Annotated in this window: 18 protein-coding genes and 1 tRNA gene; 10 read left to right on the top strand and 9 right to left on the bottom strand. The window is 55.8% G+C overall.

Annotated elements, in window-relative coordinates:
• Nucleotides 1–106: 106 nt before the first annotated feature.
• The 6 genes from ALB80_RS18055 (at nucleotide 107) to ALB80_RS18030 (ending at nucleotide 5,947) form a co-directional block, all read left to right on the top strand.
• A complete protein-coding gene (locus ALB80_RS18055; RefSeq protein ID WP_050605497.1) occupies nucleotides 107–415 on the top strand; it encodes a hypothetical protein in 309 nt (102 codons plus the stop codon).
• 4 nt (nucleotides 416–419) lie between these two features.
• Nucleotides 420–1,874 carry a guanitoxin biosynthesis MBL fold metallo-hydrolase GntH gene (gntH, locus tag ALB80_RS18050; protein WP_253276916.1) on the top strand — a complete coding sequence of 485 codons (1,455 nt, stop codon included), beginning with the start codon at nucleotides 420–422 and terminating at the stop codon, nucleotides 1,872–1,874.
• An 82-nt stretch (nucleotides 1,875–1,956) separates the two neighbouring features.
• On the top strand, nucleotides 1,957–3,066 hold the full coding sequence (locus ALB80_RS18045; RefSeq protein ID WP_050605495.1) for an HlyD family secretion protein: 1,110 nt from the start codon (nucleotides 1,957–1,959) through the stop codon (nucleotides 3,064–3,066).
• Between the two features lie 29 nt (nucleotides 3,067–3,095).
• Nucleotides 3,096–3,782, top strand: a complete 687-nt coding sequence (locus ALB80_RS18040) for an ABC transporter ATP-binding protein (protein ID WP_050605494.1) — start codon at nucleotides 3,096–3,098, stop codon at nucleotides 3,780–3,782.
• The gene (locus ALB80_RS18035; RefSeq protein WP_050605493.1) at nucleotides 3,782–5,275 is read left to right on the top strand and encodes an FtsX-like permease family protein; all 1,494 of its coding nucleotides are present in this window, start codon (nucleotides 3,782–3,784) and stop codon (nucleotides 5,273–5,275) included. The genes ALB80_RS18040 and ALB80_RS18035 overlap by 1 nt, the downstream gene beginning before the upstream one ends.
• 18 nt (nucleotides 5,276–5,293) lie before the next feature.
• On the top strand, nucleotides 5,294–5,947 hold the full coding sequence (locus ALB80_RS18030; RefSeq protein ID WP_050605492.1) for a DUF3299 domain-containing protein: 654 nt from the start codon (nucleotides 5,294–5,296) through the stop codon (nucleotides 5,945–5,947).
• A gap of 619 nt (nucleotides 5,948–6,566) precedes the next feature.
• On the opposite strand, the gene ALB80_RS18025 is transcribed toward ALB80_RS18030, so the two are convergent.
• Complete coding sequence (locus ALB80_RS18025) at nucleotides 6,567–7,988, bottom strand: metallophosphoesterase (RefSeq protein WP_157054251.1); 1,422 nt, start codon at nucleotides 7,986–7,988, stop codon at nucleotides 6,567–6,569.
• Between the two features lie 181 nt (nucleotides 7,989–8,169).
• On the opposite strand from ALB80_RS18025, the gene ALB80_RS18020 reads away from it, so the two are divergent.
• Entirely contained in the window at nucleotides 8,170–11,259 is a 3,090-nt protein-coding gene (locus ALB80_RS18020) for an AAA family ATPase (RefSeq protein ID WP_157054250.1), read from the top strand.
• Nucleotides 11,260–11,283: 24 nt separating this feature from the next.
• Nucleotides 11,284–12,027, top strand: coding sequence for a nucleoside 2-deoxyribosyltransferase (locus ALB80_RS18015; RefSeq protein ID WP_157054249.1), 744 nt, complete (start codon nucleotides 11,284–11,286; stop codon nucleotides 12,025–12,027).
• Nucleotides 12,028–12,074: 47 nt separating this feature from the next.
• Here the strand turns inward: ALB80_RS18015 and ALB80_RS18010 are convergent, their stop codons facing one another.
• From ALB80_RS18010 to ALB80_RS17995, 4 genes are read right to left on the bottom strand one after another with little or no spacing between them, the layout of a single operon-like run.
• Complete coding sequence (locus tag ALB80_RS18010) at nucleotides 12,075–13,112, bottom strand: ACP S-malonyltransferase (RefSeq protein WP_050605488.1); 1,038 nt, start codon at nucleotides 13,110–13,112, stop codon at nucleotides 12,075–12,077.
• A complete protein-coding gene (locus tag ALB80_RS18005; protein WP_050605487.1) occupies nucleotides 13,109–15,298 on the bottom strand; it encodes an alpha-ketoacid dehydrogenase subunit alpha/beta in 2,190 nt (729 codons plus the stop codon). Before ALB80_RS18005 ends, ALB80_RS18010 begins: the two co-directional genes overlap by 4 nt.
• 11 nt (nucleotides 15,299–15,309) lie before the next feature.
• Nucleotides 15,310–16,512, bottom strand: coding sequence for an acyl-CoA dehydrogenase (locus ALB80_RS18000; protein ID WP_050605486.1), 1,203 nt, complete (start codon nucleotides 16,510–16,512; stop codon nucleotides 15,310–15,312).
• On the bottom strand, nucleotides 16,509–17,684 hold the full coding sequence (locus ALB80_RS17995; RefSeq protein WP_050605485.1) for a pyridoxal phosphate-dependent aminotransferase: 1,176 nt from the start codon (nucleotides 17,682–17,684) through the stop codon (nucleotides 16,509–16,511). The genes ALB80_RS18000 and ALB80_RS17995 overlap by 4 nt, the downstream gene beginning before the upstream one ends.
• Before the next feature lie 89 nt (nucleotides 17,685–17,773).
• Here ALB80_RS17995 and ALB80_RS17990 point away from each other — a divergent pair, with 89 nt between their 5' ends.
• Entirely contained in the window at nucleotides 17,774–18,691 is a 918-nt protein-coding gene (locus ALB80_RS17990; RefSeq protein WP_172677915.1) for a LysR substrate-binding domain-containing protein, read from the top strand.
• Between the two features lie 91 nt (nucleotides 18,692–18,782).
• Here ALB80_RS17990 and ALB80_RS17985 read toward each other — a convergent pair whose 3' ends face one another.
• The 3 genes from ALB80_RS17985 to ALB80_RS17975 form a co-directional block, all read right to left on the bottom strand.
• Nucleotides 18,783–20,279: an aldehyde dehydrogenase family protein gene (locus ALB80_RS17985; protein ID WP_050605538.1), complete on the bottom strand. Its 1,497-nt coding sequence runs from the start codon at nucleotides 20,277–20,279 to the stop codon at nucleotides 18,783–18,785.
• Nucleotides 20,280–20,297: 18 nt separating this feature from the next.
• The gene (locus ALB80_RS17980; RefSeq protein WP_050605484.1) at nucleotides 20,298–21,404 is read right to left on the bottom strand and encodes a saccharopine dehydrogenase family protein; all 1,107 of its coding nucleotides are present in this window, start codon (nucleotides 21,402–21,404) and stop codon (nucleotides 20,298–20,300) included.
• Nucleotides 21,405–21,579: 175 nt separating this feature from the next.
• Nucleotides 21,580–22,449: a hypothetical protein gene (locus tag ALB80_RS17975; RefSeq protein ID WP_050605483.1), complete on the bottom strand. Its 870-nt coding sequence runs from the start codon at nucleotides 22,447–22,449 to the stop codon at nucleotides 21,580–21,582.
• A gap of 180 nt (nucleotides 22,450–22,629) precedes the next feature.
• On the opposite strand from ALB80_RS17975, the gene ALB80_RS17970 reads away from it, so the two are divergent.
• Nucleotides 22,630–22,705, top strand: a tRNA-Thr gene (locus ALB80_RS17970).
• A 320-nt stretch (nucleotides 22,706–23,025) separates the two neighbouring features.
• On the opposite strand, the gene ALB80_RS17965 is transcribed toward ALB80_RS17970, so the two are convergent.
• Nucleotides 23,026–23,352, bottom strand: a complete 327-nt coding sequence (locus ALB80_RS17965) for a potassium channel family protein (RefSeq protein ID WP_050605482.1) — start codon at nucleotides 23,350–23,352, stop codon at nucleotides 23,026–23,028.
• Nucleotide 23,353 lies beyond the last annotated feature (1 nt).

Genomic DNA, 23,353 nt, shown 5'->3' with positions numbered 1-23,353 from the left:
TGTCAAATGAATATTTGAATGTCACCCTAATTTCACGGTGTAACCCTTCCGCGTTGCGCGTAGTGCCCTCAGGCTGGCGCCCAGAGAGGGATTAGGCGCCGGGGCAATGACGGACATCAGTTTACTAGAGCTTGCTTTCCCGGACCAAATCAACCGCATCCGCGTCATGCGAAAGAACCATCGTGAATTCGAGGCACTTTGCGGTGACTTCGAGTTGCTCTCAACCGAGTTGGAGAGGGCCCGGAAGGTCAATGAGCAGACGTCACCATGTCTGATCGATCCTGTCACCGAAAGCCTAGACGGGCTGGCCGAGGAAATCGCCGAGCATCTCTCTCGATTCACCAATTCAGAGATTGTCCCGAAAGCCATTTCAGAAGTGGTTCCCATATTCACCAAGGCTCGAACAAAGGACTGAAAATATGCTGCAAAACAGACAGAGGAAGTCAATTAAGTCACTCAGCGCACTCGCCACCGCGGCGACATTGTTCGCCACAAGTGTGTTCGGTCAGGCTCCTCCGGTACAGGAGCCCTCATCCCAAGAAGATATTGAGGCTGCACTGACTGGCGGCGTCCCAATGGGACGTTGGAAAGAGGGTCTGACCTTTGAGGGCATCTCTCCTCAACCGTGGTTGAAAAGTGCGGCAAACTGGTTCCCACGCACCGAAGATGTACAGCCCAACGAGATGAGAATTATCTTCATGGGATCTGCCCCGTTCATTCGCCCTGGGCAAATGAACACGGCGATTCTTGTTGAGCTGGGTAACGGTAAGATTTTCATGTTTGACATTGGTGAGGGCTCACCAGCGAACATCATTGCCAGTGGATATGCACTGAATGAAATTACCGATGTATTCATCACGCACCTGCACGTAGACCACTTTGGTGGGTTGCCGTACCTGTGGATGTTCGGAACCTGGGCCGGTGGATGGCACGAGCAGTTGACGGTCCACGGTCCATCCGGCCGCACCAAAGAGTACGGCACCGCAACTATGGTAGAAGGCATGAAAATGATGACCGGCTGGCACCGGGATGCGTTCAGCGTCTTTCCCGTTGGCAAAGGTTGGGACATCGAAGTCAACGAATTTGATTTCCGTGATAATGGCGGCGTGATCTATGATGAAGACGGGGTCAAAGTCACACACTGGCAAAGAAGCCATGCCAAGGACGGTGCGTCCGGATACCGGATGGATTGGAATGGCATGTGCTTTATCTGGACAGGTGACGGTCGACCCAACATGATCGACATTCCTTTCGCCAAAGGCTGTGATGTCTTCGTCACGGAACAGCAGCAGGAAATCATCGAAATCTCCTCTGGAGTTCAAGGCGTGCCGCCATTCCTCGGGCGGTATACCGTCGATACCCATCACACGCCCAGTTATGCGGCCGGCTACATTGCCAATTTGGTGCAACCCAGGCTTCTGATGAACACTCACATGAGCTATGACCCCTATCAGATCGAGGAAACCGTCGCGGAGATCCGCGAGCATTGGAAAGGCCCTTATCACTTTGGAGCGCCGGACGGGATCGTTGTGAACGTCACCAAAGATCAAATATGGGTTCGCGAAGGCATATTGCCTGATTTTCCAAACTCACGAGCGCCGCAGTTTGACTTTAGCAATGGTCAGTTGATCGTGCCGAAGCCACCCCATCGACGCGAAGACATTCAGGAACCCTACGTGCGCGATATGGAGATCGATCCTAAGCTGTACTATCCCGAGGGATATCATCCTGAGCTGCTGACCGAGTGGCCAGTTGATGACGACCTTGTTGTTCCTCTGGAAGCGCTTCCCGAAAATCTGAAAGAGAGTATGGGCGCGGCGTGGCGCCATCGTGAAGCCAACCGCAAAGTGTTGGAAGAGCAAGGTGACAATTAAGTCATCATGACAAACAGGGCGATCACTCGTAAGTTCGGGTGGTCGTTCGAACTTTCCGGAAACATCACGAAGGAATGAAGTCTTGTTAATCGTACTTGGCCTCTACTTTGGAATAGTCTGGCTGGTCTTTTCCAAGTTTCATCTTCTCCCCTGGAATGGGTTCTGGAAAACTCTGGTTTACGGTGTAGCTGCTGTTATCGCTCTGGTGGTCATCGGTGCGCTGAACCACACAACTCCGACTGGCCCGGTATCCATTCAGGGTGTTTCAACGAATATTGCTCCGAATGTGGCCGGCACGGTTACAGAAGTCATTGTCGAGCCAAACCAGGAAGTCGCAAAAGGCGAGCCTCTGTTTAGAATAGATAATGAGGTGTACAAAGCCGAGGTTTCCCGGCTCGAAGCCGTCTTGGAAACTGCAAAGTCATCTGCCGATCAACTGGTATCAGATTTATCAGCCGCCGAGGCAGAGATTGACTCATTGACTGCTCAGTTGACCTTCGGAATTCAGCGTCGTGATGACATCATCCGTTTGGAAGAACGCGGGGCATCAACCACGTTCCAACTGCAAGAGGCTGTCTCAACCATCGACCAGTTGGCCGCGAATATCCGCGCAGCCGAAGCCCGGAAGAAAAGCCTTGAGCGGCGTATTGCCGCGAAGATCGACGGGCGTGACGCAGGTGTTGTGGAGGCCGAACAGACACTTGCGCAAGCTCTTTGGGATTTAGAGCAAACAGTTGTAAAAGCGCCGGGAAACGGCGTTGTCACGGCTGTATCACTACGACCAGGTAACCGCGCTACTCCGCTACAAGGCGCAATAACTTTTGTCGAACCCGGAGACTATGCAATAATTGCTACTCTGCCCCAATCCAGTCGTGCCAATGTTTCGGTCGGTGACGAAATCCGGCTTGCACTAAGAACGGAACCCGGTGGAGAAATTACCGGCCGTATTTCCGATTTTCCGGTCGGAACTGTCGAAGGTACTGTTGATCTAAGATCAGGGCTTCCCTCATTGCGGGAACTAGCCGGGATATCCAGCTACATCGTATTGGTTGAACTACCTGCAGATGCAGACAGTAATTCCTTGCAATTTGGAACGTCAGGAACAGCTTTGGTTAAGACAGACGAGGCCGGAGCCATTGGGGTTTTGGCAGAGATCCTTTTCTGGGTCACCAAGAAGCTCAATTATCTTTGAAAAACCGGACCAAAGCATCTGTGTCATCAATGAAAACTGTCGAACTCAAATCCTTGGTGTTTCGGTGGCCCGGTCAACCCGACCCGGTGCTCTCAATCGATGACTTTGATCTTGGGGCCGGGGAAAGCGTGTTTATGAGAGGCCCCAGTGGCAGCGGAAAGACCACGTTGCTCTCGGCAATTGCTGGCGTGATCGATGTGCCGCAAAGCGCGGTTCGCGTCGCGGGCACGGATGTCGGGGCTTTGGCCGGAGGTGATCGTGACCGTTTTCGCGTGGATCATTTGGGGATTGTTTTCCAAGTCTTTAATCTTTTGCCTTGGCTCAGTGCGCTTGAAAACACGTTGCTGCCCTGCAGGTTTTCAGCGCAACGTCGCAATCGATCGGGGCCAGACCCCAAGGCTACCGCCACACGGTTGCTAAGTGAGCTGGGTCTTGAAGATGCTGAGCTGATCAATCGACCTGCCAGCGCACTGAGTGTTGGGCAGCAACAACGAGTTGCGGCGGCGCGTGCTTTGATAGGGGCGCCTGAAGTAGTTTTGGCGGATGAACCCACCTCGGCTTTGGATGAGGACGCAAAAGGCTCGTTTGTCCAGTTGTTGTTGAAGGAATGCAAAGCATCAGGGGCGAGTTTGTTATTTGTCAGCCATGATCGCAGCCTGGAAAAACACTTCGATCGGAGCGTTGACTTGCCGATGCTGAACGCAGGCAAAACGTGATGTTCAATCTTTGTTATAAAAGCCTTCTCAATCGCCGCTTTATCGCTGCGTTGACTGTTCTTAGCATTGCCTTGAGCGTGGCTTTGATTGTTGGCGTTGAACGACTGCGAACAGAGGCACGAGCGGGTTTTGCCAACTCTGCATCAGGTATCGACCTGATCATTGCGGCACGCGGAAACGATGTGCAGATCCTGATGGCAACGGTTTTTGGTGTAGGCACAACAGGCGCTGGTATCAGCTGGGACAGCTACGAGATGATCGAAGATCTGCCCCAGGTAAGCTGGACAGTGCCGATCATGATGGGTGACAACCACCGTGGATATCCCGTGATCGGAACGTCCGAGCAATATTTTGACCACTTTCGTCATAGTGGCGGCCAGCAGCTGATATTTGCTGAAGGTGTTCCGTTTAAGTCTCCAGATGGCGCAGTGATTGGAGCAAAAGTTGCTCAGGCTTTCGGGTACACGTCAGGTACTGAAATCGTGAATGCCCATGGCTCAGGGGAAGTCGCCTTTGATGTTCACGACGAAGCGCCTTTCACAGTGACCGGCGTGCTGGGGCATACCGGGACGGCCGTTGACCGAATGGTTTTTGTCTCGCTCGAGGGTTTTGACGCCTTACACGAAGAACCTGCATCAGAGGGTGCGGACCCGTTTGTTTTGGTCGATGCACCTGAAGTCGCCGAAGAACACGAAGACCATGACACCGAGCATTCCCCTAGCGAAGATCACGCAGACAGCGAATTTGCGGACGGGCATGTGGATCACGGCGACGGCCATGGACAAGACGATGACTATGCGGAGCACGGCGAGCCTGACGAGCACGAAGAAGGGCATCAGGATCATGACGACAGTGATGTCCATGAAAGCGACCATGAAGACGAGGCGGAAGCTGCCAGGACCTCTGGCGGGCACGATCACGGTGGCCATGATCATGAACCAGAGACCATCAACGCGATTTTTGCCGGACTTGAGGAGAAGACGGCGGTGCTTTCAATTCAACGGCAACTGGCAGATCATCGCGACGAGGCACTGACTGCTGTTCTCCCTAATGTCGCGCTGTTGCAACTTTGGTCGATTACCAGCACGGCCGAGACTGCGCTCCGTCTGATGGCAGGCGCTGTGGCAGTGGCTGGAATGATCGGCATGGTGGTCATGTTGTCTGCTTCGCTCGACAACCGGCGGCGTGAATTTGCGATCCTTCGATCCGTGGGCGCAACACCAGCCGGTGTCTTTTCCCTGATCATGCTTGAAGCCGTTTTAGTGTTGTTGGCCGGCATCGTGCTTGGAACAGTCGCACTCAGCGTCCTTACGCTCGTGATAGATCCGATTCTTGCCGCAAATTTTGGGCTTCGCATCGGTGTTGCCCTGCCGAGTTTTCGCGAGGTTCTTCTCATAGCCGTCGTTTTCTGCTCTGGTCTTCTTGCCAGTATTATACCTGCGTTAAGGGTGTACCGTATGACGCTATCAGACGGACTGTCGGTGCGGCTTTGAATAAGAGGACCCGCTGAAATGAAGACCATTACGTATTTTCTGAATATCTTATTCGCCCTTGCGATTGCGGGGCCTCTTCTTGCAGCGGATCCGCGCAACATAAGTTGGCAAGATCTCCTTCCTGAAGAGCGGCCTTACCACGATCCATTTGCCACCCTAGAATATTCTCAGATCAATGCGTTGGCCATGCTTTACCGGATTGAGGTTCTGAATTCGGACACTGCGGATGACGAGAAGCGCGCCGAAGCGGTTCAGATCCGCGAAGACCTCGTATCTCAAGGCCTTGACCCAGATTGGTTGTTTGAACAACGCGAAATTGTGATGAACCAACGGTTGATTGCTTCGCGCGAACCGAATCTTGATCTTTTGGGGGAGAACGTGCGTCTTCCTGGCTATCTACTTCCCCTGGACATTGTCGACCAGAAGGCGGTCGAATTCCTTCTGGTTCCGACAGTTGGAGCCTGCATCCACACACCACCACCTCCAGCTAATCAGATGGTCTATGTGCGATACGAACAAGGCTTCGAAATCGATGAATTATATAAGCCAGTCTGGATAAGCGGAGAAATGCGGGCACTTAGTCGATCCCAATCGCTCAACTATGTAGATGGCCAAGCCAATATCGAAACTTCATATGCGATGGATGCGCGGGCAGTAGAAATCTATGACTGATCAGTCAGACTAGGGCCCGTTCTTCGGCTTCGCCGGGATACATATTGGCGCTGTTCGCCTGTAGCAGGATCGTTGGTTCGTGCAGTTGTGACGCTGCAAGTCTCATCTGAAGCTCCTTGATGATCAAAACGGCGATTTTTAAACATGAACAGCCAATTTGTGATCACACCAATCCGCGCGTACGGGTTTCACAAATGCGGATTGGCTTTCAATCAAAACGGAAGAAATTGACTATGTGATTGCTGACCTTTCTGATGAGCGTGCATTCCTCTCGTCACGTACGCTCCTGCTGTCTCTAGGCCGGCTGGAGCGGTCACTTACAGAGTTGGTTTCGTCCGCTCGCCCAGGTTGGCGTCGGCGCACTTTGTTTTTTGCAATAGTTTCAATATCTTGAATTCAGGGCGCCCCTTTGATTTGCAAAAGTTATACGCGAAGTGATGAATTTTGTTGTAACCCATTGAAATCACGTTTGGGAACTTGATTGAAAATCCTCGTGTCGGTGGTTCGATTCCGCCCCGGGCGCCATTTTAATCTGAAATATGAGAGACTTTTTCTGTTGATCTTTCTACCTTTGCTTGGACAGTTTCGTGATGCCCGCGCAATCGAACGCCCATTGACTCTAACCCGTACCACCTGAGTGTTTTAGAAAATCGGCCAGACGTGTGTTGTGCTGTTTCACTGCTACAGCAGCGGCTTTGGAAAAATCCGCCCAAGGCCAATTCTGGGGGGCGACGGATTTGGACAGTTGCGTATACAGCGGGTTATCCACGTCTTCCGGTGTTTCGGCGATTTGGACTGAAACGCGGTAATCCGATGTGTTGTGACCCTCGTTATACATACGCAGTGAAGCGAGGTTGGCGTCATCGTCGATCAACACAATCGCGCCTCCGATGAGCGGTTTGACTTCCGGGCTGTCGACGACCCAACCGCCGCTGTTATAGGCGGCGAAGTTTGGCACGAAGAAATCCTCCAACGGCATGATCGCTTCAAAAGGTTTGTGCGTGTGGCCAAAAACAAGAGAAACGCTTGCAGGAACGCTAGGGTCGATTTCTGATTTTATTTGTTCTTGAACGGGAACCCGCATGAACCGTTTGACGCCTGCTCCGTCGTCGCTGAGTAAGGTATTGGTCTGCCCACGTTCAAAATAGTCGGAGACCAACGCGCTGACCATTTCGCCAACGCCATTGGCAAGTGTTTTTCCGGTCGCGCCGCCCTTTTTCATAACCAGATTTCGCGCGGCACTGCCCAGCAATGATCCAATCGCCTTCGGGCTGTTTTCAGTATTATAAACGTTTTCTTCGTCAACCCCGATATGCCCGGAACGGCCCAAAACGGACCAGACGAAATCGATCCAGGCGAAGTTTTGGGCCTCCCATGCTTCCATCGTTTCGGGTGGAGTTGTCTTGGGGTAGAGGAGATCCGCAAACTCGCTGACCATCAGATACGCGTCTTCGATGAAGTGCCCGTGGCTGACCACGATAAGCTTGTCGCCTGACGTGATGGCGTAGTTTGGATAAACGGTTTTGATCCGCGTCTCTGACAGCCAGGGGAGGCTGTGGGTGATTGCATTAACAAAATAACTTGGCACCCCTTCCGGGTCGCGCATCGGTGTGATGTGCGGCGGGGTGGGCAGAGGGGTGCTCCAATCGGCGGAACTCAGGGAATCCGCATATTGGCGTTCGCGGCAGGTTTCCCAAAGGTGATGGTCGTGGTTGCCGGGAATGAATACAATCTCGGGGTCGAAAAGCCGGGCGGCTGGGTCTTCCGGCATGGTCAGTTCAAGAAAGTGTCGAAACGCCATTGCAGCGACATTTTCGGTGCTGAAGGCCAGATCAAGAATGTCGCCATTCAGAATGAGCGTTGGCAGACGGTCGCCTGAGTTTTCGTTGATCAGGTGTCTCAGGCAGTTAGCCAAGTGAATCAAAACATCGCTGGGGTGCATCGGGTCTACTTGACCATCGGTTGCGTTCAGACGGGTTAAAATGCTGTTATCCGCCCCGAAATGCATATCTGAAAGACAGACATATCTGATGTCGCCCATAATCCACCCAATACATGTTTTAATAACGCTTTAACGCCTCGAATTCCTACTTCGGTACGAGGTCTGACTAGTCCTTTGATCTATCACAAAACTTGACCTTGTGACACCTTTGCGTGTTTGCTTGAACAATACATGGATTTTGACTGAACTGTTTTCTCGTTTTTTGCGCGCAGGTGACCTTATGGCGAAGACCTCCGCCAGTACTCAAAAAGATTCTGGACTCAGCGGTGAGAGGCGGCGGCTTGTCCTGGCATTTGTTGATGTTGTCGGCTCGACAGCGTTGAGCACAAAAATGGAATCCGAGGATTTCGCCAACCTGATGCTGGCGTTTCAGAAATTTGGAACTCAGACCTTCGAGAAATTCGGTGGAAAGATAGCGAATTATCTGGGGGATGGGCTTCTGGTCTATTTCGGATACCCGCGGGCGCAGGAAAACGATGCGGAGCGAGCTGTACGCGCGGCTTTCGAGTTGTTGGGAGGATTGGGGAAAATTGGGCAACCCAACCTGAAAGAGCCGTTGCAGGCGCGCGTAGGTATCCATGCCGGACCGGTGATTGTAGGGCAAAACAGCGACGGTCTGGGCGATATCCTGTTGGGGGAAACAGTTAACGTTGCTGCACGCATTCAATCAGCGGCATCGCCGGGCACGATCTTCACCAGTGAATCTGCGTTGGATCTGCTGAAAGGAAAGTTCGCTTCGCGACCGCAGCCGCCGATTCAGTTGAAGGGGATTGCGAACAAAGTTGTCCTTCATCACCTGCACCAATCCACAGCAGCGAAGCGTCCAGTGCCGCGGACGGTGCACACCCTGGTTGGCCGTGACGAGGAGCTGGCTAGGCTGAAGTCAGAATTTGAGTCTGTTCTGGATGGGAAGAGGTCGGGCGTTTGCATTTTTGCTGAACCGGGCTTGGGCAAAAGTACTTTGGTCGACAGGTTTCAGGCAAGCTTGGCCGAAACGCCCCATACGTGGCTTGAGGCCAGGTGCGACGTGCTTCAAACAGGTGCGGCCTTGCATCCATTCATCGAACTGGCACTGAAAAGTCTTGGAATTGCGGACCCGCAGGAAACCGAAGACGCCGCGACCCGTTTGAAAGACGGTTTGGCCACCTGGGAAGACAGGCCCGCGGATGCGTTTCCGGTCATCGCCAACCTTCTGGGGATTCGGGCACCCGAAACCTCGGTTCTGGGGAGCGAAAGCCCCGAAAGCCTGCGTAAGAAGACATTGGAAACTCTGGTACATTGGATCGAGTTTCTGTCCACTCAACGTCCCGTTGTGCTGGTGTGTGAAGACCTGCATTGGAGCGATGCGACGACGATTGACTTGCTGAACCTGATGTTGGAACGGGACATTCCCGCAAGGTTCCTGTGTCTTGTTACCTCGCGAAACGCCAATGACGGTATCGCAAAGAAGCTTATTGGCCACACGATTGAACTGCCGTCCCTGGCCGAAACGGATGCGCAACAGCTTATTCGGACGATCGATGACACGCAGCGTCTCAGCATTGGGGATGTGGAGCAATTGATCGACCGTGCGCAGGGTGTGCCGCTGTTTCTGGAGGAGCTGACGCGCCAGGCGCTGCGTGATGAGGCCGGGCATCATTCCTTGATTCCGACGTCGCTTGACGGCCTGGTCATGCAACAGCTTGACGGCCTGCCGGGAAATGCCAAAGGCACCGCTCAGGTGGCTTCTGTTTTGGGGCAGGCGTTTGACCAGGCGCTTCTTGCAGCGGTCTCGGAACTGGACGCCGACGGATTGGAGGCGGCGCTTGATCAGTTGTTGGGTGCCGATCTGATCCGGCAGCATGAGAGGCAACCAAGCAATTATTTCTTTCGCCACGCCCTGACCCGAGATGGAGCTTATGGCACGTTGCTACGTCAAAGACGAAAGACCCTTCACGCAGCGACAGCGGATCAATTAATGACCCAGTTCAGTCGACAGGGGGCCATGAACCCGTCTGTGGTGGCCCACCACCTGCTTGAGTCCGAGCAATTCAGTCCAGCTGCGGAATGGTTCAAAAAAGCGGGTCGGAGTGCCGCGAAACAGGCTGCGGTCGAGGATGCCACGACACTCTACAGACGCGCGCTTGAGGCATTGGAAGGCGCGCCGGAAACGCCCGAACGGAACATCTCTGAGCTGTCACTGCAGATATTGCTGGGTAACGCGTTGATGGGAGTGCGAGGGTTTGGGTCAGATGAAATCGTTCCGGTGTGGGAGCGCGCTCTGAGCATTGCAGAAACGCTGAACGATTATGACGAGCGGTCCTCGGCGCTTAATGGTTTGGCAGCATATTGGATTGGGAAGGGCGATTGCGGTAAAGCCTGTGAGTTTGCACTTCAGATTTTGTCTTGGTCAGAACCCGCCAATCACCGCATTGGGCTGCTTCGGGCTCATTCGTCGCTTGCGAATGCGAAGTTTCAGATCGGCGATGTGCAAGATGCGCTCGACCACGCAGAAACGGCGGTGTCGCTGTATCAACCCGATGATTTTGCAAATGTGACTTATGGTGTCGGAACCGATCAGGGTGTCGTGGCCTATGGGGCTGCTGCGGCGTCGCATTGGTGGTTGGGGGCCGCGCAGACCGGTCTCAGACGCGCGTGCCAGGGAGTTGCCCTTGCCGAGGGGCTCGAATCCGCCCTCAGCTTGGCCGCCGCACGGTCTTATCTTGCGCTCATCCATCATTACCGTGGGGATGAGGAACTTGCTTACGAGGTCGCAGATGAAACCGTGATGTTCTGCGCCAACCTCGGGATACCGTTCTGGCAAGGGTTGTGCCTGCTGCTGCGCGCCGGTCAGAAGGTCGATCCGCCCGCAAAACGTCTGCAAGATATCGAAGCAGGGCTTGGTATCCTGTCAGGCAGTGGCAGCCAATCTGCCGTTGGGCTGGGATTTTCCATTATGGCCAGCGCGCAGGCGGATCAGGGCAACCCCGAAATTGCGTTGGGGGTACTGAAAACGGGCGGACAGATGTCGGCGATGTTGGGTCAGCATTTCTGGGATGCGGAACTGAAACGCCTTTTAGGAGTGGTTCAGGCGACGATGGGCGACCGCACAGCGGCAGTCGAAAGCGTTTCCGAAGCCGTGGACCTGGCGCGCGACAATCATGCCAGCTCGTTAGAGCTTCGCGCGTTGTTGACACTGGACGACGTACTTGGGTCCGAAGATCGGACCACGAGAAATCGGTTGGCGACCGTTCTTAAGACGCTGGAACCAGGGACGGATACTCCGGATGCGCAAAAGGCATCCCGTGTCCTCACTTCCGTAAATTCATGAACTCAATTTGTGGAGCTTTTTCAAATGTCAGAACAGATCGTGTATTGCTCGGGGCCGATGTTCAGCGTCGGGGATCTTTGGGAGCAGCAGAACATTGCTGCTGTGCTTGAGGCCGGGGGGTTCACAACTTATCTGCCGCAGCGAGACGGGCTTGAAGTGGGCAAGTTGATGGCGTTGCTTCTTGATCCCCAGATTTCATCGCAGGAAGGGCAAATCGCGCTCTCGATTGTGCGCAAAGTCACTTTTTCGCTGGATATTTATCAGTTGATCGGTCGGTGCACATGTCTCGTTTTCAACATGGATGGGCGCGTGCCTGACGGGGGCAGTCTTGTTGAATCCTCTATCGCTTATGCGGCTGGCAAACCGATCGTGATCTACAAAACCACGCCAATCACGATGCTGGCCGGGACTGACAATCCCATGATCGAGGGGCTGTCTACCAGTTGGACTTATGTCCATGACACGGTCGACATCGTTCCGGCCTTACAAGCCCGTATAGCGGCGCAATCCGATGCGGATTATGTGTATACCCCGCCTCCGGTTGTGGGTCTTGTGCTTGAGGTCGGGGCGAGCGTGGCAGACAAAAGCTCAAAATTGCGGCAGATACTTGCGGCCATCGCTGCTGCCCCGACAGGACCGGACGCACTGAAAGAGGCCAAAGCGTTGCTGGAATGGGCCAAGACGGACAAAGCCTTTCAGGCGGCGTTTGGGTCTGGTCAAACGAGTTTCCTAGGCTCTGACGGTCAGCACAAACTTGTCAGCCTCTAACCAGAGCAACCTCTCAGCCATTGGCGCCTTCAAGGTGAGGCGTCAGGCTAGGTGACCAGTGTCCTTTGATCGTCCATCCCCATTGAAACCAGAAAAGGTGCTTCGCGCTGATTGTTCTGGAAGGCAGTCTTGTCGCACAGCCCATCCCAGTTGCTGAGGATCAGGGATTGTGCCACAGCCCCGCCCAGCGTGGTGCCCGGGCCGGTGACAATGAACAGGTCTGGCGCGAACTCACGTGCGGCCTGTGCAACCGCCTGGGTGAAGTCGTAGGTTTCTGTGACCTGATGACCCAGCGTATAATCCCAAAGCGCGTGCGTGTCGCAAGCTCCGGGCCACCAGATCTGACCGCGGCCGTCGATCATCGGAAGATCGGGCTGTTGGAAAAGGTCAACGCCCAGTCGCGCGCGGCCCTGCGCGGCCACGGGGGCTTGAAGGTTTGAATGAAAGCCCGCGTGATTGGCCAGGCGCAGGGGAAATCGATCCTGCACAACTGGCACGGCTTTTTCGAACGCAGCCAGCCCGGCTTCATCCCCTGCCAACACCAGCATTCCACCCAGATCAATCGACAGGGTCAGCGTTGCATCCGTTCCGCTGATCTGATCGACCAGAGCCAAAAGCTCGGCCTTGCGGACTGGATCCGGATGCCAATCCGCGTTCAGGAATGGATAAACAAGCTGCCCACCGATCATGTTGTCCTGCATCAGCGTGCCCATGGTGTTGACCACCTCGAACCCACTTTCGGCGATCAACGCGCCAGCGCAGGCCAGGGCCGAATACCAGCCCATCGAGTTGCCTGTCACCGCCACCACGTCGATCTTTTCAGGGTCGATGGCGCGGAAATCGCCTAGCGTAGCGGCATAGATCAGGGCCGAGGCATTATCGCCGCGCGTATGTTTTGCAACCGAATACCGCGTCGCGCCGTCCAGCGCAGTCAGAGTTTCCTGGCCCTGTGCGCTGCGCATCTGGTCGAAGTGGGCCAGCAGCGCGTTGTCCGAGAAGTGACGCCCCAGCACACCAAGTTCGGGTTTGTTATACGTTCCGCGACCGGGGCAGATAACAACGGCGGTCTGTTTTTCTTGGCTCATACCTCGGTCTCCATCAGGCGCCGCGCTGCGGCCTCGATGCTGTTTTTGGACGGCATTGTGGCGGCATAGGCCGGGCCGGTTGCGATGAAGCTGTCTTCGGCGGTGATACGGGCCAGTGGTACATTTACGGATTCATGAAAATGCGCCATCAGCGCCTCGGCCACACCGCCATGGTGGCGCGTTTCGTCAACGATCAGGATACGTTTGGCCCCGGCTATCGCATGGGTCAAGGCATCCTTCGGCAGGGGTGACAGCCACCGCAGGTCGACGATCCGGGATTTGATACCATCCGCCTGCAACGCCTTTTGCGCATGATGGCTGAGATAGACGCCATTGCCGAAGGTTACGATGGCCAGATCATCTCCGTCGCCCTCCACGCGGACCTCTCCGAACCCGATGCGTTCGGACGGGTCGGGGTAGGTCTGCATCCATCCGCCATCGCCCACCTCGTGTAAATCGCGCATTGGGTAGAGCGCGATGGGTTCTAGGAACACGACAAGCCGTTGCTCCTCGCGCGCAAGCCGCACGCATTCACGCAGCATCCGCGCGGCATCAGCTCCGTGCGACGGGCAAGCCAGGATCAGGCCAGGAATGTCGCGAAGAACTGCGACCGAGTTATCGTTATGGAAATGCCCGCCAAACCCTTTCTGATACCCCAACCCGGCAATGCGTAAGACCATCGGGTTTGTGTACTGACCGTTTGAGAAGAAGGGCAGGGTGGCCGCCTCGCCGCGCAACTGATCTTCGGCGTTGTGTAGATAGGCCAGAAACTGGATTTCAGGTATGGGAATGAACCCGTTTTGTGCCATGCCGATTGCCAAGCCAAGGATCGACTGTTCATCCAGAAGCGTATCGATCATCCGGTCGGGGCCAAAGCGGGCCTGCAATTTTTGCGTCACACCATAGACACCGCCTTTGCGCCCAACATCTTCGCCCATCATCACGATTTCAGCGTGTTCCAGCATCAGGTCGGTCAGGGTCCAGTTGATCAGGCGTGACATGATCTGAGGCTCGGACTGCGCCTTGAGATCGCCACCGAAGACCTCGGCCCTTTGCTCGGGGGTAGGACCGTTGGTCGGCGCACAGTGGCGCGTGGGTGGGACTAGACTTGCTATCACGTCGCTTGCCGTTTTCAGGCGTGGACGGGTTACGGCTTTGTCAGCCACGCGTGCGACGCGGGCACAGGTGTCGGTATAGACACGCAGGGCGTCTTCGGGTTGCATCGCGCCAGATTGCTCCAACAGGCGGACCGAATGCAGCAAAGGATCGTTGGCCTCTTCCTCCTCAACCTCGGATTTTGGCAGATACGTTGTTGGCATATCGGCCCCGGCATGACCGTAAAGGCGCACGGTGCGCACGTGCAGAAAGGCGGGTTTGCGGCGGCGGCGCACATAGTCTGCGGCCTCTTGCGCCACACGGAACGTGTCGAACAGATCAAGCCCGTTGCAGCTGAAGTATTTCAATCCCGGCCGGTTCTCGAAGGTCGCTGCGATCCAGCCTCGCGGCGTTTTGGTCGAGATGCCGATGCCGTTGTCTTCACAACAAAACAAAAGTGGTAGGGGCACTGATTGGTAGGAGGTCCATTGCGCAGTGTTGAACGCCCCTTGCGCGGTTGAGTGGTTGGCAGAGGCATCACCGAAGGAACAATAGACAATCGCGTCGTCAGGCATATCAGCATGTTCAGGCCGGTGGCGGCGGGCCGCGCCAATGGCATAGGCCGCGCCCACTGCCTTGGGCAGATGACTTGCAATGGTCGAAGTCTGCGGTGGAATGCACAGCGTTTTGGACCCCAGAACCTTGTGCCGTCCGCCACTGATCGGGTCTTCTGAGGATGAGGCGAAGGACAACAGAATATCCCAGGTCGGGCTCTGTCCCGGCACCTGATCGGAGCGGGCGATCTGAAAGGCAGCATCGCGATAGTGCAGAAAGGCAGGATCAGTCGGACGCAGGGCGGCTGCAACAGCTGCTATTCCTTCGTGCCCGGAAGATCCGATGGTATAAAACCCCTGACCGGCTTTCTGCATCGCGCGGCTTTGCCGATCCAACGCGCGGCTAAGGCATTGTGCGCGATACAGTCCCACGGCTTCGGTCTGGGTCAGAGGACCAGCTGGGGCCTTACCCGCTGGGAAATCCCGCGCCGCCACGCGACGCAGGAAGTTTTCGTGCACAATGGCTGCGCGATCCATGTTGACTGTCCTTAGGCGAAGGCTTGCAGGCCCGTTTGCGCGCGCCCCAAAATCAGCGCGTGCACGTCGTGGGTGCCTTCATAGGTGTTCACCGTTTCCAGATTCACCATGTGCCGGATGACGTGAAAGTCCTGACTGATGCCGTTGCCGCCATGCATGTCACGGGCGTGACGCGCGATCTCAAGTGCCTTGCCGCAATTGTTGCGTTTGATCAGGCTGATCATCTCAGGGGCGGCGCGGGCTTCGTCCATCAGGCGACCCACACGCAGGGCAGCCTGTAGGCCAAGGGCGATCTCGGTCTGCATGTTGGCAAGTTTCAACTGGAACAGCTGGGTCTGCGCCAGAGGCCGCCCAAATTGCTTGCGATCCATCCCGTATTGATGGGCCGCGTGCCAGCAGGCTTCGGCCGCACCCATGGTTCCCCAGGCAATACCGTAACGTGCGCGGTTCAGGCAGCCGAACGGACCTTTGAGTCCCTCGACATTGGGCAACAGCGCGTCTTCCGAGACCTCGACATTGTTCATCACGATCTCACCGGTGATCGAGGCGCGCAGGGACAGTTTGCCTTCGATCTTGGGCGCGGACAGTCCCGCCATGCCCTTGTCCAGAACAAAGCCTTTGATCTTGCCGTCATGCGCTTCGGATTTTGCCCAGACCACAAACACATCCGCGATCGGCGCGTTCGAGATCCACATTTTCGAGCCGTTCAGCACATACCCCCCTTCAGTCTTTTTGGCGACGGTCTTCATCCCGCCGGGGTCCGAGCCCGCGTCGGGTTCGGTCAGGCCAAAACAGCCGATAAACTCGCCACTGGCCAGTTTCGGCAGGTATTTCTGGCGCTGTTCGTCGGTGCCATAGGCATAGATCGGATACATCACCAGGCTGGACTGCACGGACATCATCGAGCGGTAGCCGCTGTCGACACGCTCAACTTCACTCGCCACAAGGCCATAGGTCACATAGCTGGATCCTATGCCGCCAAATTCTTCGGGGATTGTGGTGCCCAGCAGGCCCATCTCACCCATTTCGCGGAAGATATTGGGATCGGTTTCTTCCTTGGCAAAGGCTTCGGTCACGCGGGGCAGCAGTTTGTCCTGCGCATAAGCACGCGCAGAATCGCGCACCATGCGCTCGTCTTCGGCCAGTTGATCTTCCAGCAGGAACGGGTCTTCCCAGGTGAAAGGGCCAAGCTGCGGACGGGATTGTGGTTTCATGAGAGTTTCCTTTCTACAGCCGACATAAGGCGTTCAAGACCAGCTGCAATTGTATCTTGTGCGTAGGCAAAGCTTAGGCGGAAATGTCCGGGCAAACCAAAGGCGCGACCGGGTACAACAGCGACACCGGCATCTTCCAGCACCCAGGCGCAGAAGTCAGCGTCATTTTTGAAGGGTCCGCCGTTATCTGCAAGCAATTCCGCGCAAGTGGGGAAAGCATAGAAGGCCCCGTCAGGCGCGTCACACCGCAGCCCGGGAACCGCGTTCAGTCCAGCAACCACCAGATCACGGCGGTGGGCGAAGAGGTCGCAGCGTTCTGCCAGCAGGGTTGGGTCGCATGTAATGGCGGCCAGTGACGCCCATTGCGAAATCGAACACGCGCCCGAGGTCACTTGGCCTTGCACGACCACCATTGCCTTGATCAGTTCAGCAGGCCCGATCCCCCAACCGATGCGCCAGCCGGTCATGGACCAGGCTTTTGCCACGCCATTGACGATCAACATACGCTCGGCAAGCCCAGGCGCGGCATCGGCTAAGGAAACGAAGGGGACGAAGCTGAGGTGCTGGTAGATTTCATCTGCCAGAACCCAGACATGCGGATGCTGTGCCAATACGGCGGTCAGGGCGGTGATCTCATCCTGCGTGTAGATTGCCCCGGACGGGTTCGACGGCGTGTTGAGCATCAGCCAGCGGGTGCGGGGTGTGATTGCGACCTCAAGCTGATCGGGCCGCAGCTTGAATCCTTGCTCCATCGGGCAGGGCAGAACAACCGGCATACCGCCTGCCATGCGGACAATATCGGAATAGCTGGTCCAATAGGGCGCAGGCATGATGACTTCGTCACCTGGGTTCAGGCTGGCCAACATTGCGTTTGCGATTACCTGTTTTGCGCCGGTCGACACGATGACTTGCGCCAACTCGACCCCTGCCTGACGAGCGATCTCGGTGCGCAGATCAGGCACACCTGCGGTTGGTGGGTATTTTGTCTTGCCTTCCTGCGCCGCTGCATGGGCCGCCTCGACCACGTGGGGCGGCGTGGGCAGATCCGGCTCACCCGTTGACAGCGCCACAATATCGCGACCTTCCGTGCGCAGGCGGGCAGCAGCCTCGGAAATCTGCACGATTTCGGAGAGTTCGATACCGTTTAACCGGTCAGCGCGTTGGAACAGCATGGCACTTCCTTTGAAGTTCAGCTTGAAACTAGTGTGAATTTTACTTGAGAAAAACACCTTAATAGGTATCTTTTCTGTGACTAATGCTCATGGATTTTATGCCCCGGATCAACGCTCTTCCGTCTCTTGCCTTGATGCGCAGTTTTGAAGCCGCCGCACGTCACGAAAGCTATACTATGGCGGCGGAAGAACTGGGCGTCACGCAAGGCGCTGTCAGCCGTCAGGTGCGCGAGTTGGAGGCGGCGATTGGCGTCACGTTGTTTCGACGGGTCGGGCGCGCGGTTCGGCTTTCCAAAGCAGGACGCGCGTTGCGCGCGGAACTGGCCGGCGATCTGGAACGACTTAGTGGCACGATCAACCGCGCCATTGCCGCCGGGGATGGTGCAACATTGCTGACGATGGCCGTGCTACCTACCTTTGCGACGCGGTGGCTGGTGCCACGCCTCGCCGGTTTCAAAGCATTGCATCCGGGGATCGAACTGGATCTACATTCCTACACGACGCCGTTCAGCCTTGAAGAAAGACGCGTGGACGTTGCCATTCACTTCGGGCATGACGACTGGCCGGGTGCTCGGCTGCGCAAGCTGTTCCCGGAACATCTGGTGGTCACCGCTGCGCCTGCGCTGTTGGGCAGCGCGGGGCTCGGTGAGAAACGAGATGTGTTCGATCTGCCGCTGTTGCATCTCACCTCTCGGTCCGAGCAGTGGTCGGACTATCATGCCAGTCTGGGGTTGGATGCGCGTGCTGTCTTTCCGGGTATGCGCTTTGATCAGTTTTCGATGCTGATTGAAGGGGCCGTGGCCGGGTTGGGGGCTGCAATCCTGCCGTCTTATCTGATCGAGGCCGAGTTGACCTCGGGCGCGCTTGTCGAAATTGGTCAGGTCGCGAACGTGTCGGGCAGCGCCTATTACGTCGCTTTTCCAACAGGGCAGAAAAATGAAGCGGTTCAGGTCTTTTCGGACTGGTTGATCAAACAGTCAAAGCAACGGCGATCGGTGGGTTGCTGAAAAGATCATAAAGGCCGCACCGGGTTTGCCTTCCCGATGCGGCCACGTTGTGTTGATTTCAAAAGCCGTTCGTTCACGAACAGCGCGAGCCTCAGATGTCGAACTTCACACCCTGCGCCAGCGGCAATTCCGCTGAGTAGTTCACGGTGTTTGTCTGCCGGCGCATATAGGCTTTCCAAGCGTCTGAGCCGCTTTCACGCCCGCCGCCGGTTTCCTTTTCACCGCCGAATGCCCCGCCAATTTCGGCTCCCGAAGGCCCTATATTGACGTTGGCGATGCCGCAATCGGACCCGGCCGCAGTCAGGAACTGCTCGGCCTCGCGCATGTTCAGGGTGAACACGCAAGAAGACAGCCCTTGCGGCACGTCGTTTTGCAGCGCGATGGCTTCGTTGAAGTCCTCATAGCCCATGACATAGAGGATTGGCGCAAATGTCTCGGTCTTGACCGTATCGGATTGCCCTGGCATCTCGACAATGGCAGGTGCCATATAAACGCCGCCGGGGACACCTTCGGTCACACGGTTGCCACCGAACACCTTGCCTCCTTCGGCCTCTGCCGCCTTCAGCGCCGCTGTCATGGCTGCGCCCGAGGCTTCATCCACCAAAGGTCCGACCAGCGTGCCTTCGGCCATCGGATCACCGATGGGCAAACCGGAATAGGCTTTCTTGAGGCGGGCCACCAGTTCGTCCTTGATGGAGTTGTGAACGATCAGGCGACGCAAGGATGTACAACGCTGGCCTGCGGTGCCAACGGCCGAGAACACAATGGCGCGCACAGCCATTTCCAGATCGGCCGAGGGGCCAACGATCATTGCGTTATTGCCGCCCAGTTCCAGAATGCACTTGCCAAAGCGGGCCGCCACGATGGGCGCCACCGCTCGCCCCATGCGCGTCGAACCGGTAGCCGAGATCACGGGTACATCTTCGCTTGAGACCAGAGCCTCGCCCAAAGCAGCATCACCGATCACGGTCTGCAACAGACCGTCAGGTGCGTCGCCAAAGCGGGCCAGAGCGCGTTCAAAGATCTTCTGACATGCCATCGCGGTCAGCGGTGTCTTTTCGGATGGTTTCCAGATCACCGGATCGCCGCAGACAATCGCCAGCGCCGCGTTCCATGACCAGACTGCGACCGGGAAGTTGAAGGCCGAGATTACACCGACCGGCCCGGCCGGGTGCCAGGTTTCCATCATCCGGTGGCCCGGACGCTCAGACGCGATGGTCAGGCCGTAAAGTTGCCGTGACAGGCCAACGGCAAAGTCGCAGATATCGATCATCTCCTGTACTTCACCCAAACCCTCGGACGTGATCTTGCCAGCCTCCCAGCTGACAAGCGCGCCTAGATCGTCTTTGGCTGCGCGCAGTTCCTCTCCCAACAGACGGATCAACTCACCCCGCTGTGGTGCAGGCACCACGCGCCAGGCTTTAAACGCCGCTTGCGACCGGGCGATGATGGCGTCCATCTCAGAGGCAGGTGTCTCGTGCACATTGGCCAAAACGCGGCCATCGATCGGAGACATCACCTGCAAGGTGCCGCCGGTCAATTCAGCCGCAGTCAGGTCCAGTTTCGAAAGTGTGGTTTCTGCATTCATTGCAACATCTTTCATGTCTCAGGCTGCCTTGTTTTGAAGTGTAACGTCACCGGCGCGATAGAGCGCGCCAAATTCGGTGTTCAGGAAATCAACAAGCTTCACCTGCTCCTGCCGGACAAAGCCTTTCGAGGGCAGTGTGCCAGTGCGCATCAGGTCAACGACACCCAGAACCCCCGCCGCTGTTGTGACCTGAATCGCACTCCAGGTCTGGCCGTTGATGTCACGGGCAAAGCTCTTGTTGATCAGCGATTTTTCACGCAGCGCGCCGTCGATCATGCCCTTGGCGGTGCAGTAGACCAGAACCACATCCTGATCGGTGCGGGGCAGGGCGGATTCGAAAATCTCTTTCAGCAGATCACGGCGACGTTCCAGGCCCAGATCGTGCAGCAGCAGTTTCAGAATTTCACAATGACCCGGATAACGGATCGAGCGATAAGAGACCGACCGCGCCCTACCTTCCAGCGTTTCGGGCAATGTGCCCAGCCCGCCCGAGGTGTTGAAGCATTCGTATTCCACGCCGTCATGTCCCAGGACCTCGTAATCCTCTAGCGGCACGGTCTTGACCAATTGGCCGTTCACGATGGCATCACAGGGGTTGCAATACTCGTTGATCAGCCCGTCGGTTGACCAGGTCAGGTTGTATTTCAACGCGTTGGTCGGATAGAGCGGCAGCGCGCCCACCCGCATATGGAGGCTGTCGATCTCATCAAACTCGGTGGCCAGTGATGCGCCCGCGATACCTACAAAGCCCGGCGCCAGCCCGCATTGCGGCATAAAGGCTGTCTGACTGTCTTCAGCCAAGGCACGCACGGCGTTGGTGGCAGCTACGTCTTCGGTCAGGTCAAAGTAGTGTGCGCCTGCTGTCTTGGCAGCTTCGGCAATTTTTGGTGTGAGAAAGAACGGTGCCGCCGAAATGACCGCGTTGAACCCCTTCAGGTTTTCTGCCAGTTTTCGCGCGTCACTGGCATCGATCTGTTTTGTAGAAATGCCCATTTTTGCAATTTCTGACAGTGATTTCAGATCGTGATCCGCAACCGACACGGTGTAATTTGGCGATGCTTTCAGCAAGGTCGCGATCATCTGACCGATCTTGCCTGCGCCTACGATACACACATTCCAGGACATACCTGTATTTGCCTCCCAATTTATGCCTCGCCCAACGATGGTCCGAGAGGTGTTCGAGTGGCAGGGTGAAATTTGACGAAATGAACGAAAAGTCTGACGTTATGACGAGAGAGGTGGCGATTTGACGGATTTGTGGCGGAGCTCTCATTTTGAGGCGCAAAGACACAACCGAAGCTTAAAGTACGCGAACGTCCGACATTGCCCGAATTGCGGTCATGTCCTGCGCGTAAAGCTCTGAAAACGCTTCGAATATTTCAACGCTCCAACCTGGCAAACCCAACTCTTCTTCAACCTGATCCGGCTGCGCGTGCTGATCCAGGACCTGTGCCAGTTCTTCGCGTTGGCTTTGGATATCCGCAGGTCTGTCGTGCTGCACGATCTCCAGCACGTGCCTTTGTCCGGCATCGGTCAAAAGTGAAGACAAGAAGGAAAACTCATCGGGCAGATGGGTCTCCTCGGGTAGCCCGGTCATGGCTCGAATGATGTCACCCCAGATCAGCGGCAAGTTTTCGTTTTCCCACACGGTCAACTGGATCTGGGGTGCAAGCTCACGCAGGTCTTCGATCATGCTGAGCCAACTTAGACAACTGAGATCGGTGCTGGCCAGAATATCCCTGCGATGGTCTTCATGAATGGACATCAGAACATTGGGAATAAAAATGCCCGGATTCACCAACCCAACAAACAACTCAAGTTGTGCCCCTTCCAGAAGAGTCCCGGTAAAAGCTGCCCGTTTTCCGGCAAAGGGATAGATCTGACCATGTTGCAGCGTGGTCCGTCGGGGGGCAAAGAACTTGTCGCTCGACAGAATCACACGCTCTAGGTTTGTGTCATCGGGAAAAAGGGGGGCCAAACTGTTTCGGGTTTCATCAACAGTGGTGCCCTGGCTCAGCGCATCCGACATGATATTGACGAATTGCCGGGATAGCCGCGGTCCCATGGATGCAGTGTTCATCCCGTCCAGCAGCCGTCTGTTTGCCGCAAGTGAGGACAATATGCGCCCTTCATCAGTAAAGGCAGCGCCAGCATGAATGATCACCTGCATGTCGTCTCCCTTACCCCCGCTGTTGTGTCCAGTTTCGCATGTACCATTCGGTTTGCCAGACGTATGCGGTGTTTTTTCCTGTGTGGTTTTTGCACGTTCTCGGGAAAACGGACAATACCCTAGTTCGAGCCAAAAATGATGCTTGCAGTCCCGCGCCAGAGGAAGTAATCGACTGCCTGTGCCCCTATAGCTCAGCTGGTAGAGCAACTGATTTGTAATCAGTAGGTCCGCGGTTCGAGTCCGTGTGGGGGCACCACAAATCATTTAAAAACAACGACTTATGAGATCTGGATGTACGTAAGATGTACGTAAGATGACGTACGGCTCGAAGCCGTATCTCGGATTCGAACCGGTGCTCCACCGACATTGACTACCGGCCAAAACTAGTGATCAAGCCCGGCAAGAGATTTGCGGTCAGTTTTTCTCGACGAAAGGCAGAGTCGATTCAACGGTGTTGCGCTATCGCCAGTAGCAACGGCCACACAACCGCCATTCGTTGCAGGTGCAGCACTAGTCGTCTTTGACGGCCGCTACGCGGACAAATCGGTCATTCTCGTTTCTTGAAACCGACACAAATCAAAATTCGACGTTCATTGAGGTCTCGACTGCATGTACACCAATACCTACGACAATGCCTGCAAAGATAAGCCCAACAAATGCGTTGATAACCGCCAAGGCCCGGCTCGCGGGTTTCTCCGGCATTATGTCTCCGTAGCCAACCGTAGTTGCGTTTATGAAAGCATGGTAAAGGCTCGGTCCGGTCGACCAGCCTTCGATCCGACCAATTGATATCCCCAGAATGCACACAAAAACCGACAGGAATATAAGTATCGGTGACAGGTAGATAAGGTCCCAAAGGAAAACCGACAAAAACGTGCAAATATAGCTTGCGTCGCAACCCATG

Origin of the sequence: Ruegeria sp. 6PALISEP08, from assembly GCF_001238295.1 — a bacterium.
Classification (GTDB): domain Bacteria; phylum Pseudomonadota; class Alphaproteobacteria; order Rhodobacterales; family Rhodobacteraceae; genus Ruegeria.
This window is presented reverse-complemented; position numbering and strand designations above follow the sequence as displayed.

What these genes read in the sequence shown, in the direction of transcription:
- ALB80_RS18055 (WP_050605497.1), top strand. Translation starts at nt 107, where the DNA reads ATGACGGACATCAGTTTACTAGAGCTTGCTTTCCCGGACCAAATCAAC.
- gntH (WP_253276916.1), top strand. Translation starts at nt 420, where the DNA reads ATGCTGCAAAACAGACAGAGGAAGTCAATTAAGTCACTCAGCGCACTC.
- ALB80_RS18040 (WP_050605494.1), top strand. Translation starts at nt 3,096, where the DNA reads ATGAAAACTGTCGAACTCAAATCCTTGGTGTTTCGGTGGCCCGGTCAA.
- ALB80_RS18035 (WP_050605493.1), top strand. Translation starts at nt 3,782, where the DNA reads ATGTTCAATCTTTGTTATAAAAGCCTTCTCAATCGCCGCTTTATCGCT.
- ALB80_RS18030 (WP_050605492.1), top strand. Translation starts at nt 5,294, where the DNA reads ATGAAGACCATTACGTATTTTCTGAATATCTTATTCGCCCTTGCGATT.
- ALB80_RS18025 (WP_157054251.1), bottom strand. Translation starts at nt 7,988, where the DNA reads ATGGGCGACATCAGATATGTCTGTCTTTCAGATATGCATTTCGGGGCG.
- ALB80_RS18020 (WP_157054250.1), top strand. Translation starts at nt 8,170, where the DNA reads ATGGCGAAGACCTCCGCCAGTACTCAAAAAGATTCTGGACTCAGCGGT.
- ALB80_RS18015 (WP_157054249.1), top strand. Translation starts at nt 11,284, where the DNA reads ATGTCAGAACAGATCGTGTATTGCTCGGGGCCGATGTTCAGCGTCGGG.
- ALB80_RS18010 (WP_050605488.1), bottom strand. Translation starts at nt 13,112, where the DNA reads ATGAGCCAAGAAAAACAGACCGCCGTTGTTATCTGCCCCGGTCGCGGA.
- ALB80_RS18005 (WP_050605487.1), bottom strand. Translation starts at nt 15,298, where the DNA reads ATGGATCGCGCAGCCATTGTGCACGAAAACTTCCTGCGTCGCGTGGCG.
- ALB80_RS18000 (WP_050605486.1), bottom strand. Translation starts at nt 16,512, where the DNA reads ATGAAACCACAATCCCGTCCGCAGCTTGGCCCTTTCACCTGGGAAGAC.
- ALB80_RS17995 (WP_050605485.1), bottom strand. Translation starts at nt 17,684, where the DNA reads ATGCTGTTCCAACGCGCTGACCGGTTAAACGGTATCGAACTCTCCGAA.
- ALB80_RS17990 (WP_172677915.1), top strand. Translation starts at nt 17,774, where the DNA reads ATGGATTTTATGCCCCGGATCAACGCTCTTCCGTCTCTTGCCTTGATG.
- ALB80_RS17985 (WP_050605538.1), bottom strand. Translation starts at nt 20,279, where the DNA reads ATGAATGCAGAAACCACACTTTCGAAACTGGACCTGACTGCGGCTGAA.
- ALB80_RS17980 (WP_050605484.1), bottom strand. Translation starts at nt 21,404, where the DNA reads ATGTCCTGGAATGTGTGTATCGTAGGCGCAGGCAAGATCGGTCAGATG.
- ALB80_RS17975 (WP_050605483.1), bottom strand. Translation starts at nt 22,449, where the DNA reads ATGCAGGTGATCATTCATGCTGGCGCTGCCTTTACTGATGAAGGGCGC.
- ALB80_RS17965 (WP_050605482.1), bottom strand. Translation starts at nt 23,352, where the DNA reads ATGGGTTGCGACGCAAGCTATATTTGCACGTTTTTGTCGGTTTTCCTT.